This window comes from Acinetobacter sp. NEB149, assembly GCF_012516415.1.
Taxonomy (GTDB): domain Bacteria; phylum Pseudomonadota; class Gammaproteobacteria; order Pseudomonadales; family Moraxellaceae; genus Acinetobacter; species Acinetobacter lwoffii_V.
This window is the reverse complement of sequence record NZ_CP051208.1, coordinates 528066-543160: the sequence shown is the minus strand read 5'-3', so window position 1 is coordinate 543160 and position 15095 is coordinate 528066. Positions and strand designations below refer to the sequence as shown.

Annotated in this window: 19 protein-coding genes; 13 read left to right on the top strand and 6 right to left on the bottom strand. The window is 45.1% G+C overall.

All coding sequences use genetic code 11. The annotated features are described in order from the left end of the window. Positions 1-30: 30 nt before the first annotated feature. The 3 genes from lgt (at position 31) to HGD77_RS02535 (ending at position 1704) form a co-directional block, all read left to right on the top strand. On the top strand, positions 31-840 hold the full coding sequence (lgt, locus tag HGD77_RS02545; protein ID WP_138743120.1) for a prolipoprotein diacylglyceryl transferase: 810 nt from the start codon (positions 31-33) through the stop codon (positions 838-840). Positions 841-932: 92 nt separating this feature from the next. Next, complete coding sequence (locus HGD77_RS02540; RefSeq protein ID WP_138743121.1) at positions 933-1325, top strand: hypothetical protein; 393 nt, start codon at positions 933-935, stop codon at positions 1323-1325. Continuing rightward, a complete protein-coding gene (locus tag HGD77_RS02535; RefSeq protein WP_138743122.1) occupies positions 1318-1704 on the top strand; it encodes a hypothetical protein in 387 nt (128 codons plus the stop codon). The genes HGD77_RS02540 and HGD77_RS02535 overlap by 8 nt, the downstream gene beginning before the upstream one ends. 18 nt (positions 1705-1722) lie before the next feature. Here the strand turns inward: HGD77_RS02535 and HGD77_RS02530 are convergent, their stop codons facing one another. Next, positions 1723-2238, bottom strand: coding sequence for a hypothetical protein (locus HGD77_RS02530; RefSeq protein WP_005107935.1), 516 nt, complete (start codon positions 2236-2238; stop codon positions 1723-1725). 400 nt (positions 2239-2638) lie between these two features. Here HGD77_RS02530 and HGD77_RS02525 point away from each other — a divergent pair, with 400 nt between their 5' ends. The 6 genes from HGD77_RS02525 to msrA all read left to right on the top strand — a co-directional run bounded on the left by HGD77_RS02525 (position 2639) and on the right by msrA (position 7138). Then, positions 2639-3130, top strand: coding sequence for a lipocalin family protein (locus HGD77_RS02525; protein ID WP_138743123.1), 492 nt, complete (start codon positions 2639-2641; stop codon positions 3128-3130). Positions 3131-3312: 182 nt separating this feature from the next. Beyond that, positions 3313-4155 (top strand): thymidylate synthase, encoded by an 843-nt coding sequence (gene thyA, locus HGD77_RS02520; protein ID WP_138743124.1) that lies wholly within the window; start codon positions 3313-3315, stop codon positions 4153-4155. 199 nt (positions 4156-4354) lie between these two features. After that, positions 4355-4867, top strand: a complete 513-nt coding sequence (locus HGD77_RS02515) for a dihydrofolate reductase (protein WP_004278430.1) — start codon at positions 4355-4357, stop codon at positions 4865-4867. A gap of 23 nt (positions 4868-4890) precedes the next feature. Further along, positions 4891-5940 (top strand): DUF4105 domain-containing protein, encoded by a 1050-nt coding sequence (locus tag HGD77_RS02510; protein WP_080547865.1) that lies wholly within the window; start codon positions 4891-4893, stop codon positions 5938-5940. 101 nt (positions 5941-6041) lie between these two features. After that, entirely contained in the window at positions 6042-6503 is a 462-nt protein-coding gene (locus HGD77_RS02505; RefSeq protein ID WP_005267490.1) for an META domain-containing protein, read from the top strand. Positions 6504-6613: 110 nt separating this feature from the next. After that, entirely contained in the window at positions 6614-7138 is a 525-nt protein-coding gene (gene msrA, locus HGD77_RS02500; RefSeq protein WP_005267491.1) for a peptide-methionine (S)-S-oxide reductase MsrA, read from the top strand. Positions 7139-7201: 63 nt separating this feature from the next. Here msrA and HGD77_RS02495 read toward each other — a convergent pair whose 3' ends face one another. From HGD77_RS02495 to HGD77_RS02475, 5 genes are all read right to left on the bottom strand, one after another. Next, entirely contained in the window at positions 7202-7606 is a 405-nt protein-coding gene (locus HGD77_RS02495) for an ExbD/TolR family protein (protein ID WP_004278434.1), read from the bottom strand. Continuing rightward, complete coding sequence (locus HGD77_RS02490; protein ID WP_005250649.1) at positions 7606-8229, bottom strand: MotA/TolQ/ExbB proton channel family protein; 624 nt, start codon at positions 8227-8229, stop codon at positions 7606-7608. Before HGD77_RS02490 ends, HGD77_RS02495 begins: the two co-directional genes overlap by 1 nt. Before the next feature lie 25 nt (positions 8230-8254). After that, a complete protein-coding gene (locus HGD77_RS02485; protein ID WP_005267494.1) occupies positions 8255-9022 on the bottom strand; it encodes a hypothetical protein in 768 nt (255 codons plus the stop codon). Positions 9023-9214: 192 nt separating this feature from the next. After that, positions 9215-10081: a formyltetrahydrofolate deformylase gene (purU, locus tag HGD77_RS02480; protein WP_004278437.1), complete on the bottom strand. Its 867-nt coding sequence runs from the start codon at positions 10079-10081 to the stop codon at positions 9215-9217. 47 nt (positions 10082-10128) lie between these two features. Then, positions 10129-10860, bottom strand: coding sequence for a TetR/AcrR family transcriptional regulator (locus HGD77_RS02475; RefSeq protein WP_034437998.1), 732 nt, complete (start codon positions 10858-10860; stop codon positions 10129-10131). Between the two features lie 115 nt (positions 10861-10975). On the opposite strand from HGD77_RS02475, the gene HGD77_RS02470 reads away from it, so the two are divergent. The 4 genes from HGD77_RS02470 (at position 10976) to HGD77_RS02455 (ending at position 14845) form a co-directional block, all read left to right on the top strand. After that, complete coding sequence (locus tag HGD77_RS02470; RefSeq protein WP_005261753.1) at positions 10976-12424, top strand: coniferyl aldehyde dehydrogenase; 1449 nt, start codon at positions 10976-10978, stop codon at positions 12422-12424. Positions 12425-12589: 165 nt separating this feature from the next. After that, positions 12590-12826 (top strand): 50S ribosomal protein L28, encoded by a 237-nt coding sequence (gene rpmB / locus HGD77_RS02465; RefSeq protein WP_000048256.1) that lies wholly within the window; start codon positions 12590-12592, stop codon positions 12824-12826. A 12-nt stretch (positions 12827-12838) separates the two neighbouring features. Beyond that, positions 12839-12994 carry a 50S ribosomal protein L33 gene (gene rpmG, locus HGD77_RS02460; protein WP_001205031.1) on the top strand — a complete coding sequence of 52 codons (156 nt, stop codon included), beginning with the start codon at positions 12839-12841 and terminating at the stop codon, positions 12992-12994. 135 nt (positions 12995-13129) lie between these two features. Then, positions 13130-14845, top strand: a complete 1716-nt coding sequence (locus tag HGD77_RS02455; RefSeq protein WP_004278459.1) for a cation:proton antiporter — start codon at positions 13130-13132, stop codon at positions 14843-14845. Positions 14846-15095 lie beyond the last annotated feature (250 nt).

The window sequence follows — 15095 nt, the reverse complement described above, 5'->3', positions numbered from 1 at the left end:
CTGTGCAAAACAGAATCACAAGGAACAGGAATGCTCACCTATCCCAATATTGATCCCGTCGCGATTTCGCTCGGGCCCTTACAAGTCCACTGGTATGGACTGATGTACTTACTGGCATTTTTATTTGCCTGGGGATTGGCGACGTTTCGCGCCAAACAACGTGGCTGGACACCGGATATGGTGTCTGATCTGATTTTCTTCGGTGCTCTCGGTGTGATCATCGGTGGCCGTGTCGGTTATGTCTTCTTCTACGGTTTTTCCCAGTTCCTCGCCGATCCTTTATGGCTGTTCCAGATCTGGACCGGTGGCATGAGTTTCCACGGCGGTTTCCTCGGGGTCATTCTGGCCATGTTATGGTGGTGCAAGAAATATAAGATGACCTGGTTCCAGACCTTAGATTTTATCGCACCTTGCGTACCAACAGGGTTGATGTTTGGCCGGATTGGTAATTTTATTGGCGGCGAACTGTATGGTCGTCAGGTGGCCGACCCAAACTTTGCCTGGGGCATGATCTTCCCGACCGATCCGCTGCAACTGGTGCGTCATCCATCACAACTGTATCAGGCGCTTTGTGAAGGCCTGATCCTGTTTATTGTCCTATGGTGGTTCAGTTCCAAGCCGCGTCCACGTATGGCAGTTTCGGCGTTGTTCTTGATCGGTTATGGTCTGGCACGTTTTGTGGTTGAATTCTTCCGTGAGCCGGACAATGGCCAGCTATTTATTGGCTGGATGAGCAAAGGACAATTCCTGAGCCTGCCAATGATCCTGATTGGCTTGTGGATGATGTGGTATGCCTACCAGAAGAAAATATATGACTGGGGTCCAAACAAAAATAGCTAAGAAAATAGCTTAATTGAGCGAGGCAAAGGCCTCGCTTTTTTATACTCAAAATATGCTAAAGTGCCAATTATCTCTTCTATTCTTTCATCATTATGCTTGAGTTCTGGTTTAATCCGCAGGTATCTGTTCTCAAAAAACTGTTGATCTTTATTGTGATTGCAGCGACAGCTGCAGGCTTGTACTGGATGCAACCACTGCCCTTAGATTCGATTTTGATGTTTGTCGGGACCGGCATCATTTTTCTGATCTGCCGTTACTGCAAAATCCACTTTGCCAGCAAAAACCCGACCGGTTTGCTGTATAGATTACTGACCTGGATTCCAATTGCCTTATTGATTGCTTTAGTTTTTATGAATATGCAACAGGGCGAAATCCTGATTCCGGGTGCACAAGGCATTGCATTTATGGCACTGGCGATTTGCCTGTTTTCTCCACTATCCCTGCTCAATCAGAACAAATCAGATGAGGGTTCACCCCGTGCTTGAGTTCTGGTATTCGGAACGCTGTACCCGTCAAATCAAACTCATCGTCATCATCGCGACCTGTATTTTGATTTATACAGCATCGACTGTGGCCCAGTTAGATCCGGTATTTGTGGGGGTGAGTTTAGCGATTGGAATTGTCGTGCATTTACTGCACCATTTCCGCCTGAAAATCTCAAAATCCAATCCCTATGCAAATGGCTTTAGCGCCTTGAGCCGGGTCATTCCCATCATTGCCTTAATTACCCTGTTTGGCTATTTACCAGAACAGCACCAGCAATGGGGCAAATTTGCCTTGGGTCTGCAATGTCTTGGCTTTGCCGCGATTGGATTATTTATCGTTTCAATCTATGAAAGCCGTGCGAAGCGTTTTGAGGACTGATCACTTCGCAGTGTTTTCTTAGAAGTAAGTTTCCAGACGATAGTAACTATAAGTCACGTTTTTATTGCGATAAACCGCATGATCTCGCTGTTTAAAATCCGATACCCAGGCACTACCTGAATAAGCCGCGATATGTCCATATTTATGTCCCTGAGTACGGTCAATAATATAGATATCGCCTTTTTTCGGCCGATCAAAAGAAGCATTAATTTTCTTATAGCCCAGCTGCATCAGGGTACTTCCCCAATCTGCCGCTGCGACCGGATGGTTCACAATTTTCGCACCAGAGGATTGCAGACCGACACGAATACTGCGCGCACATTTCTGTGTACTGGTATTTCGGGTAATGCCTTGCAGATAACTGGTAAATTTCTCGATATTGATACGGTGGCCATTGCTTACGCCTGAAGCGTTACGGACAGTGGCTTTTTGGGATGACTTTTTAGGTCTTTGCTCCGATTGGGAACGCACCATGATATTCGCTTGGACAGGAGCATATACTTCGCTCATGTTTACTTGATGATCATAGATCATGCCTTACCAACCGCTCCTCGCCTGTAATTTAGGCTTTCATATTGTTAACAAGCCGAGAATACTAGTCGTTTAAATGTTATCTTTCACATTAAAAATGTAAATAAATTTGTCTATTTTTCCGGCATTCAAATTAAGCCGTTCTTTCTCATACAGTTACAAAACCCATCATCTTTGCAAAAAAAATGTAAAGCAAAGCTAACTTCGACGCCTTGCAAAGCCTTTTCAGCCTGAAATAGAGAAAATGAGCCGTTATTTTATTCTACTCAAACCCTATGGATTTAATCTGTAACTCGGCCATTTTCAGACAACATTTCACTACATGATTACATCATTTTGAGCTTTGCACCCTGTATTACACTGATGCGGCATTTTTAAATATTGAACTAAACGGAGAAGAAAAATGAGTCAGACTTTAAGTGCCGTTTCAAATTTTAATTTAGAACAATATTTAGGCACCTGGTATGAAATTGCACGCTTGCCGATGAAACATCAACCTGAAGACAGCACCGATATTTCTGCGGTATATAGCTTGAATGAAAATGGCAAGGTTCGGATTCAAAACCGTTGTCTGGATGGCGATGGTAAACTGGATGAAGCTATTGCTGAAGCGACCATTGTCGATGCAGAGCATGCCAAGCTTGAAGTCAGCTTTTTACCTGAAGGCCTGCGATGGATTCCGTTTACCAAGGGCGATTACTGGGTATTAAAAATCGACCCCGATTATCAAACTGCGCTTGTAGGCGAGCCGAATAAAGAATATTTATGGTTATTGCATCGCGGTACCAGTCTGGACGAAGCGACTCAACGCGAATATTTAAGTTATGCAGAATCCTTGGGTTATGATCTGTCTGATCTGATTCATACAGTCCATACTGGCCATAAAACCGCTTAAACTGCAATCAGAAGACCTCCATCAGGAGGTCTTTTTTATTCTCAATTTGGGCGATGAAAGCTCATCAAAAAATGCTATGATGTGCGCAATTTAAATTGTCCCTTTCGACAGAAAAGTGATTATAAAATAATCCATTCTGCTGTTAAAACGGCGATTTTCAACAGATTCAAATAGAGAGAACTATGCGCCAATATCTTGACCTTTTACAACATATCCTCGACAACGGCGGCGATAAAGGCGACCGTACCGGTACAGGTACACGTTCGGTATTTGGTCATCAGATGCGCTTTGATCTTTCCCAAGGTTTCCCTTTACTCACCACCAAAAAAGTTCATTTCCGTTCTATCGTGATTGAATTGTTATGGTTTCTGAAAGGTGATACCAATGTTCAGTATTTAAAAGACAATAAAGTCTCGATTTGGGATGAATGGGCGACCGCAGAACAGACTGCGCGTTTTGGCCGTCCTGAAGGCGAATTAGGCCCAGTGTATGGTCACCAATGGCGTAATTTTGGTGCCAGCAAAAATGCAGACAATAGCTATAACCAAGATGGTTTTGACCAGATCAAATGGTTGATCAATGAAATTAAAACCAATCCAAATTCACGCCGTCTGATTGTCTCTGGCTGGAACCCGAATGAAGCGAATCAGGTCGCATTACCACCTTGCCATACCCTGTTCCAGTTCTTTGTACACAATGGCAAATTGTCTTGTCAGTTGTACCAGCGCAGTGCTGATGTATTTTTGGGTGTGCCATTTAATATTGCCAGCTATGCTTTGTTGACGCATATGATCGCGCAAGTCTGTGATCTGGATGTTGGTGACTTTGTCTGGACTGGTGGCGATACCCACTTGTACAGCAACCATTTTGAACAAGCACAGTTGCAGCTTAGCCGTGAGCCACTCGACCTCTGTCAATTAAAACTAAATCCCGAGATTAAAGACCTGTTCGATTTCAAATTTGAAGATATCGAAATTGTCGGTTATGAATCTCATCCAGGAATTAAAGCCCCTGTCGCTGTTTAATGTTCTTTATTATAAAGTTCCCTCTCTTCCTAGGAGAGGGCTAGGAAGAGGTTTTTTACCACACGTAAATCGCCAACTCCTTTCAAAATTATTCCTAGCCCTAAAGCATGAAGGCAATCAATATAGATTTTTAACCTTTCTTTCGTACCAGTAAAAAATTACACGAAGGACTTTGGGCTTGATAAGAAGGATTCAATACATGTCATTTCAAGATTTAGAAGTTGTACACGTCGTTGCCATGGATCAGCAGCGTTGTATCGGCAAGGGCAATGACCTACCTTGGCATATCTCTGCCGACCTGAAACACTTCAAGGAAATCACCCAAGGCGGTGTGGTGGTGATGGGTCGCAAGACACTAGAATCGATGGGACGTACCTTGCCTAAACGCGTGAACTGGGTCATTACCCGTGATCCAGACTGGGCATTTGCAGGCACCAAAGTCGCTTATAGCATTGAAGATGCGCTGAGTCAGGCCGTTGCAGATGTAAAGGCTTCAGAAAAACCTGAAACCATTTTCATCATTGGTGGTGGTGAAATCTTTAAACAGACTATGGATATTGCAGACCGTCTGGAACTGACCCATGTCGAACTGGATGTACAGGGCGATGCCTATTATCCAGCGATTCCAGCAGAATTTAAAAAAGTCGCTGCCGAGCAACATATCGACGACAAAACCGGCATTGCTTTTGAGTTCGCAACCTACAGAAAATAAAGCCTATTTCTCATGAAAAAGTGATGATGCAGGGACGCGAATACATCTCCAGACATTGGAGTCTGTGGCTACTGGGCAGCCTGTTTACTTTATTCGTCCTTCTGTCGAGCCTGTGGTTCAGCCTGATGCTCTGGGTTCATCAACCCCTCGGAAAAATCGGCAGCTTGATGCTGATTGGACTCTGGCTGACCTTTGCGCTGGTCGTTCTCGGGATTTATTTCACCCGGCATCTGATCTCCCGCCAAGTGGATAGCGTTCTTTATCTTCTGGCCTTTTTATTCTGTCTGCTAGGATATTTCAGTCTGGAAGCGCGTCAGGATCGAGAGTGGAATCCTGAGGTTTCCCAGCTTCTGCATTATGAGCAGCAAGGCGATCAGGTTACCTTACACAATATCCGCAACTTTGACTGGCAGGCCGATGGTCGCTATATCGAACGCTGGGAAAGCCGCAGTTTTGATCTGAATCAGATTACTGGCGTGAACATCATTACTTCCTACTGGATGGGGCCTAAAATTGCCCATACCCTGGTCAGCTTCGATTTTGCCAATCAAAAGCCACTCACCTTCTCGATTGAAATCCGCAAGGAAAAGAATGAAGAGTTTTCAGCGATTGGTGGCTTTTTCCGAAAATATGAACTGAGTCTGGTCGCATCGGATGAAAAGGATATTGTCTATACCCGTAGCAATGTCCGTGGTGAACAGGTCTATTTTTTCCCAGTCAAAATGCCGCAAGCTCAGGCTAAAGCGCTATTCAAGGAATATCTGCGTCAGGCCGATGAGCTGGCCCAAAAGCCAAAATGGTACAATACCCTGACCAGTAATTGCACCACACTAGTCTTTGATATGGTTCAGGCGATATCGCAACAACAGCTACCCTCAGATTACCGGTTGCTGGCCTCCGGCTATTTACCGAATTATCTCTATGATCTTAAAGTACTGGAACAGTCTTGGGATATGCACACTTGGTATCAACGGGCACATGTCAATCCACGGGTAGAACGCACCGCTAATCTCTCCAGTCAGGACTATTCACGCCTGATCCGGCAGGGCCTACCAAAACCCGACATGCGATAACTGTGTAGCAAATCCACTTCAATAAAGATACAAAATCAACTGGAACCTTGATCATTTTTTGTTTATATACAAATAGCTAGTCAATGATCAGAGTATCTCTCATGCTAAAAAAATTAACTGCAATCGCGATTTTAGGCTCGGTTCTAACGGTCATGGGCTGCGAAACTGTGCCCAATACAGCCACGACACAAACCGCGAATCATTTACAACTTTTGCAAAATCGTACTTGGATTGCGACCCAGATTGGTAATACTGAAATCAAGACTGCGCCAACCGCACGCAATGTTCCGAGTCTGCAATTTGATGCCAGTACCCAGCGCGTTTCAGGTTCAGATAGCTGTAACCGGATTATGGGCAGCTACACAGCAGCAAAAGACACGCTGACCCTGAGCCAGATGGCCACTACCCGTATGGCCTGTATGAACAACGATCAGCTTGATCAGAAATTTAATGAAGCTTTAGCCAAAGTGACGCATTATCAGGTATTTGCTAAAACCTTAAAATTACTGGATCGCCATGGGAATCTCTTGATCCAGCTAGAAAGTGCTGCTCAGCCGCGTTAATACATCCCTACAAAAAGCCTGTATGGACAGGCTTTTTTATCTTTCATACTGATGAGCTGGAATTTAACCATCAGCCCAATTGAGTTATTTAATTGAATGAGGAATCAACCATGCAACAGGCACTTTTCGGTGGGGGATGCTTTTGGTGTACTGAAGCCGTATTTTTACAGATCCAAGGGGTTCAGCAGGTCGTCAGCGGTTATGCAGGTGGTCATACGACTGAGCCAAACTATGATGATGTCTGCGGAGGCAATACCGGCCATGCCGAAGTCATTCTGATCGATTTCGATGAAAACCAGGTTAACTATACCCAGTTGCTTGATGTATTTTTTGCGACCCATGATCCAACCACATTAAACCGTCAGGGCAATGATGTCGGCACCCAGTACCGTTCTGTGATTTATTATCTGAATGATGAACAGCAGCAACAGGCGCAGCAGGCAATCGATGCTCTGAAAGCCGATGGCATCAATGTGGTGACTGAACTAAGCCCTGCTCCAACTTTCTATCCGGCGGAAGACTATCATCAAAACTTCTTTGCCAAGAACCCGACCCAGGGCTATTGCAATTTTGCCATTCCGCCAAAATTGAATAAATTACGCAGCAAATTTACGACCCTATTAAAAACCCATTAAGATTCACGAAAAATGGGCATAAAAAAAGCGACTGCAATCAGTCGCTTTTTTACTCTCAGAATCTTAGTTATCGGTTGCAAAGGCAATATCGCTGAGTCCGGCTCCACTCGCACGCGACATGACTTGCGCCACCGAGTCATAACGTGATTCTTTATCCGCTTTCAACACAATGGTCGGCTGACGTTCAGCTTGGCCCGCTTCATTAAAACGGGTTTCGAGCTGTTCCAGCGTCAATACATCACCATTCCAGGCAATGTCACCTTCGGCATTGATGCTAATCGTGACATTTTCAGGCGGCAGATCGATAATCTCCGCAGTCGTTTGTGGCAAGGTTAATGGAATTGATGGGTTCGCAACGGTCGCTGTCACCAGAAAGATGATCATCAATACCAACATAATGTCGATGAGGGGAATGAGGTTCATCTCATTCATGCCTACATCGTTGTCTTCACCCAGTTGAAAAGCCATTAAGCTTGACCTCCCACGAAACTCTGTTGTGTTACTTTTTCATCAGACTTTTTTGCAGCAGATTCCTGTTGCAGCATGGTATCAATCAACAGACCGTGTGCCTGATCCTGTAACTCGTGTGCCAAGCCACGATTAGCACGGACACAGATGTTATAAGCCAGTACCGCAGGAATCGCGACTGCCAGACCTAAGCCAGTCATAATCAATGCTTCACCGACTGGAGTTGCCACTTGTGCCAGACCAGCCTGACCACTTTTACCAACAGCAACCAGCGCATGGAAGATGCCCCATACCGTACCGAACAAACCGACAAATGGTGAAATTGAGGCAATCGTACCAAGAACTGATACACCTTTTTCGGCATTGGCTTTTTCTGCTGAAATCTGGCGTAACAGCGCCTGTTCTGCCACTGCTTTACGCTGTTCAAAGCCCAAAGGAGCCAGTTTGGTTTTCAGTTGTTCCAATGCCTTAGATAACTGAGCATAGGCAATCTGTTTCAGTTGGCGAGTGCCCATCAAACGCAGCACAAAAATGGTCCATGTCGCAATCGACATTGCCAATAACACGAAATACAGCGTTTTACTGACTGCATCAGCGTGTTGCCAATAAACTGAAAAGTTCATATTCGAACTCCTAATGGGTGAGCCGTTATTTAACCTGAAAATCGAAAGGCTGTTCCACACGGGTTGGATAAGCCACACCATTTTCAACATATTTGGTGAGTTGTGCACGACGTACCGCCGCTTCTACTTTGCGCGTTACCGCCGGGCTACAACTTGAATTTCGTGCAGTCGCAGAAACTACTTTACCCTGCTCATTCGCTGAAACATCTACTACCAGTGAACAGGCTGATTTTAATTCACCTGCAGAGAGTGAGACTTTTGGTGAACGCTGCCAGGACACGCCCCCACCAATCGATACACTTTTCGGGGATGGCGGCGCAGCAGGTGCTGGCGGTGCCACAGGCGCAGGTGGCGCGACTGGAGCAGGTGCCGGTTTAACTTTAGTTTCAGTGACCACTGTCGGTACAACCGGACTTGGGGTTGGTTTTGCTTCAACTGGCGGTGCTTTAACCACTTTTGGCTCTTCAGCCTTTTTCACCTGCTCGATTTTTTCTACTTTTTTCGGTGGTGGTGGCAGCGGTTTATCGACAATTTTGACTTCTTTTGGCTTAGGCGGCTCTTTTTGTGGCTCGGCCTTCGGCTTTGGCGGTAAAGGTTTTGGCGCTTCCTGGAGTTTTACAAAGCGCACTTTTAAGGGTTGCTTATCAATGGGTGCCAGCTCAGGTGCTTTCATCTGGCTGATCGCATATAACACACCCACATGCCCAACCAGTACAGCCGCCACGATAGAGATGACTTTCTTTTTCATCTGATTTGGCGGTGTAGGCATTTGGGGCGCAGCAACTTGACTCATTAAATCTATTACCTTGAGGAGATGATGTGGAACAAACTATCAAGCTCATCGGTTAGCACAATTAAAGTATGCCAATAATAAATGAGAAGTGTTTTCATTTGCAACCGCTAATCCTACCTTTGACTGACTTTTTTTGCATCAAAACAAAAAAGGCACACTAAAAGTATGCCTTTTTAAAACTCAATGCAAGTCTTATTGGAACACGACAGTCTTGTTGCCATCGACAATAATACGGTCTTCCAAATGCCATTTTACCGCACGGGCCAATACATTACGTTCCACGTCCTGACCGAGTTCACGTAACTGCTCAACAGTAAAGTCATGGTTCACGCGCTCCACATCCTGCTCAATAATCGGACCTTGATCCAGATCAGCAGTCACATAGTGCGCAGTTGCACCGATCAGCTTCACGCCTTTTTCATAGGCCTGTTTGTACGGATTGGCACCTACAAAAGCCGGCAGGAAAGAATGGTGAATGTTGATCACTTTCATTTCCCACTTGCTGACAAATTCTTCATCCAGAATCTGCATATAACGCGCCAGCACCAACAGGTCATTGCCCTGCATCAACTGGTCGATTTCTGCATAAGCTTCAGGTTTGTTGTCTTTGGTCACCGGCACAACTTCGAATGGAATGCCAAAATTTTCAACTGCTTCGCGTAAAGTCTCGTGATTCGATACTACTTTGGTAATTTCACAAGGCAGACCACCACGCGCATGACGCCATAACAGCTCAAGCAAGGCATGATCGACTTTAGACACCAGAATACCGACTTTTTTCACGTCACTGACCAGAGCCAGACGCCATTGCATGCCATAGCGTTCTGCCACATTGGCTGCAAAAGTCTGGGTAATACTTTCTTTACGACTTTGAAGATTATCTAATTCAAATTCAACGCGCATGAAGTAACGTCCGCCCTGCGCTGCTGTCGCATATTGGTCAAGCGCAGTAATGTTGGCACCTTGATGATACAAGAAGCTCGAAACAGCCTGCACGATGCCCGGCTTGTCTTCACAAGTAATCAATAAACGTGCGGTGTTAGCAGTCGTCATATTCATGTTGGTTTAAGTCACTAATCAGTTAAATTAAAAATAAGCCGAGTATTCTAGCGCGTTTCTTGGATATTCTGAATAGTTTGTTCAGATTCAGAATCTTTAGATGACGACAGGCTGGCAAAAAGTTCCGAAGAGCCCAAACTACTCAATAAACCTTCATAGGTTTGACGACTTTCACCACGTAAATACGCCCCTTCTAGGAATACCATTTGACGGAGTGCCTGCCAGACCCATTTTTCTTCCAGCGTATTGGAATCGGTCAGATGACCCGACATATACAGGAAGTTGGTCCAGTTGGTCAGTACAATCCACAGGTTAATGATCAGGGCTTCAATTTCTGAATCGGTCATGTCCATCAGGCCTGCATTAACAAAGCCTTTATAAATTTTCTGGCCCTGCTGCATCACCTGTCCGGCAAAGCGTGGATACATCTTGCGAAAATCTTCGTTATTTTCTACCAGATGATAGACATCACGATGCAGGAAACGGTAAGCCCATAACTGGCTGCTCAGCACCTGAAAATAATGCACCTTATCATTGGCATCCAGTGCACGGTCATCCGGCAGCGCCAGCATTTCCAGGGTCTGATGCTGGTACTGTTCCATCAATTCTTTAATAATTTCATTTTTATTGCGGAAATGATAATACAGGTTACCCGGGCTCATGCCGAGTTCAGCCGCAATGTGATTGGTGGTTACCGATCGTTCGCCACGCTCGTTAAACAGCTGCAAACTGAGCTGCAAGATACGCTCTTTAGTTTTTAAGGTTTTGGTTTGGGACATCCTAAAATAACCATTCAGTTCATGCATTAGCAGGCTAACACACAAAGTCACTTGACTAATTAGAGTATTTGCTCTAAAAATTAATTAATCGATTTTTGAATAATGGTAGTGCGGCATGAACAGTCACACAAAAACAACATCAATGACACCACATTTTTTTGATAGCCAATATTTGAATGAAGTCTTGGCGCAACAAAAACACGCTTACTTACACTACCCTCTGCCGACTGCAAAGGAACGTATCGATCGTTTAGCTCGACTTAAGCGTATCTTAGTTAAGTATCAAGATCAATTTGCTGATGCAATTAATCAGGACTATGGTAACCGTTCAATCGGGGAAACCAAGATTGGTGAACTGCTCACCTGTCTGGAACATATCAAATATTACAGCAAAAACCTGACCCGATGGATGAAACCTTCCAAGCGTCATGTCGGCATTATTCATCAGCCGGCTAAAGCCTGGGTACAATATCAGCCTTTAGGCGTGGTTGGGATTATCGCACCATGGAACTATCCGCTGTTGTTGTCGATTGGCCCCCTGATTTGCGCACTGGCGGCCGGCAACCATGCCATGATCAAAATTTCCAGTGCATCCGCTGCCTTTGGTGAAGTTTTAGAAAAAGCTTTGGCTGAAGCCTTCCCTAAAGAATTGGTCGCTGTGGTGAATGGTGGCGGTGTGATTTCAGATGCTTTCTGTCGTTTGCCTTTCGATAAACTGATTTTCACCGGCTCAACTGCAGTCGGTAAAACCGTCATGGCAGCCGCTGCCGAAAATCTGGTGCCGGTGATTCTGGAACTGGGCGGTAAATCGCCAGTACTGGTGCATCCATCAATTGATCTACGTGATGTTGCGCAGCGGATTGCGGTGGGCAAACTGTGGAATGCCGGTCAGACCTGTGTAGCGCCAGATTATATGTTCCTGCCTCGTGGCAAGACGGCTGAGTTTATTGACCATTTTAAAGCCTGTGTCGAAAGCATGTATCCGGATATCACCCATAATCAGGATTACACCTCGATTATCAATGACAAACAATATAACCGTCTGCAAGGTTATCTGGATGATGCTCGCGAACAGGGTGCGCAAGTTATTGAAATTAATCCACGCAGTGAAAACTCGGCTGATCTGCGCAAGATTGCACCGACCATCGTGACCAATGTCACCCCGATGATGCAGATCATGCAGCATGAAATCTTTGGCCCACTGTTACCGATCATGGAATATGATCAAATTGACGATGTCATCGACTTTATTAATAGCCGTCCACGCCCACTTGCTTTATACTACTTCGACTTTGATCAGGCGCGTGCCGATTATGTCGCACAGCGTACCCATTCAGGGCATTTCGGGCAAAATACGGTACTGACCCATGTTGCGCAGGACGATCTACCATTTGGGGGTGTCGGTGCATCAGGTATGGGGAAATACCATGGCCCAGAAGGCTTCTTCAGTTTGTCGCATGAACGCTCAGTAATGTCGAATCCAAAGCTTTATAGCTTGAAATACATTCTGCCACCGTTCAATAAACCGATTCACAAGCTGATTTCGAAGACACTTCTCCGCTAAATGATCAAGGCATGAGCTATCGATATAGTTCGTGCCGCGTTTTGACGAAAATCGCTTGTCTTTTAAGCGCATTTTTGATATAAAACGCCCCTTGAATGATTTCAATCCGTTTATTTTTGACTGGCCATACAGATTTGCTGTTGGCTAAATCAATGGAGTTACACCATGTCTAAGGTTTGCCAAGTTACCGGCAAGCGTCCAGTCGTTGGTAACAACGTCTCACACGCCAACAACAAAACTAAGCGCCGGTTCGAGCCGAACCTGCACCACCACCGTTTCTGGTTAGAAAGCGAAAAACGTTTTGTACGTCTTCGTTTAACCACTAAAGGTATGCGTATTATCGACAAATTGGGCATTGAAAAGGTTGTTGCTGACCTACGTGCTCAAGGTCAAAAGATCTAAGGAGTCTGAACCATGCGTGATAAAATTCGCTTAGTTTCTTCAGCTGGTACAGGTTATTTCTATACCACGACTAAGAACAAACGTACTATGCCGGAAAAAATGGAAATCAAAAAATTTGATCCAAAAATCCGTCAACATGTAATCTTCAAAGAAGCTAAAATCAAATAATTTTAGTTTCTTTAAAAAAACGACCTTTGCGGGTCGTTTTTTTTTGCACTTTTTTTATCCAGCTTGATAAACTTTCTGCATGTTTTGGCACTTTTTGTGCTTATTTCCCAACAAACCTAGCTAAAGGAGTATTTAGTGCCACATGACGTAGAGCTCATTATATTACTGGCTGTTGGTTTTGGCTTAGCTTTGGTCTTTGGCTATCTCGCTGCACGGCTACGTCTCCCCCCTTTGATCGGCTATCTCATTGCCGGCATTCTGATTAGTCCCCACACGCCCGGTGTGGTCGGTGATATTCATCTGGCCAACCAGTTGGCAGAATTAGGCGTCATGTTCCTGATGTTTGGCGTCGGAATGCATTTTTCCCTAAATGATCTGATGCAGGTCCGCCGGATTGCCCTGCCTGGTGCGATTTTACAGATTGCAGTTGCCACCTTGCTCGGAGTCGGAGTTTCGATGCTGTGGGGCTGGAGCTTTGGTTCAGCGCTGGTCTTCGGCCTAAGCCTGTCCTGTGCCAGTACCGTGGTTCTACTCAAAGCCCTTGGTGATCGTGGCCTGCTCGATTCGATCAATGGCCGGATTGCTGTTGGCTGGTTGCTGGTCGAAGATCTGGTCATGGTCTTGGCGCTGGTACTGTTACCTGCCACTGCGGTACTTTTAGGTGGGCAGGCGCTGGAAGGCGCAAGCGATGAGAATATCTGGCTTACCTTAGGGATTACCTTACTTAAAGTCGCAGGCTTTATTGCCTTCATGCTGATTATTGGTAAACGCTTGATTCCGATGATCATACAGGTCGTGGCACGTCTTGGTTCACGTGAGCTGTTTACTTTAACAGTGGTGGCTGCCGCCGTTTCAATCGCCTTTGGTGCCTATAAAGTCTTTGGCGTGTCGATGGCACTGGGTGCTTTCTTTGCCGGAATGGTGGTGAAAGAGTCCGATTTTAGTCATCGCGCCGAAGAGGAAACTTTGCCACTGCGTGAAATTTTCTCGATTTTATTCTTTGTTTCCGTCGGCATGCTGTTTGATCCGCGCATTTTGCTGGAACAACCTTTACATGTGCTGGCCGTAGTCGCAATTATCATGATTGGTAAGACTATTGCCGCGATGGCACTCGTGCTGTTCTTCCGTTATCCGATCAATACCGCTTTGACCGTCGGTGCTTCTCTGGCACAGATTGGTGAGTTCTCCTTTATTTTGGCTGCACTCGGTGTTTCGCTCAATCTGCTTTCGCTGGAAGGTCAAAACCTGATTCTGGCAGGTGCCTTAATTTCGATTACGCTTAACTCCTTTATCTTTTCCGCGATTGAGCCGGTACAGAAATGGATTCGGGAACGCTCGACTCTGGCCCGCTTACTGGAACGCAGTGGTGACCCTTTGGCAATGTTACCGGATGAAGTCTCACAGGATTACCTGCGCGATCAGGTGGTCATTATTGGCCATGGTGAGGTGGGACGTCGCATTACCCGCTCATTGATGGAAGAAAATATCAAGGTGGTCATTGCCGAAGAAAACCGTGACATCGTCGAAAATCTGCGTGAAAAAGGTATTGCTGCGGTGTCTGGTGTTGCCACTGAAGCCGGAGTACTGATTCAGGCACATATTCAACATGCGCGCTTACTGGTCATCTCCCCTATGGATATCATCGATATTCATAAAATTGTGGACATTGCCAAGACCTTGAATCCACAAATTCAGGTACTGGTCTGTGCAGAAAGCAAGGAAGAAGCTGAAGCCATTCGTCGGGATAATGTCGGTGCAGTTTATTATGCCAAAGAAGAAATGGCGAAAAATATGAGCAATCATATTTTGAACCAGATTGAGATCGCGCATCAGCATACGCCTTCTCATTAAAGTTTTTCTTTGAATAAACACTGAATAAAAAAAAGTTGCCGGATCTGGCAACTTTTTTTTATGGACATCAATATATCTCTGAGCCAAAGATTTTATTAATACACTGGTTTCAGACTGCTCACGACTTAAATTTTAAAATACTGATTTCTTCATCTTCATTTTAAATGAACGTTTTGTGATACTTAAAATCTGCCTAATTTAATAACCTATAACACTCAAAAAGCACACCGATAGTGTGCTTTCTAAATAA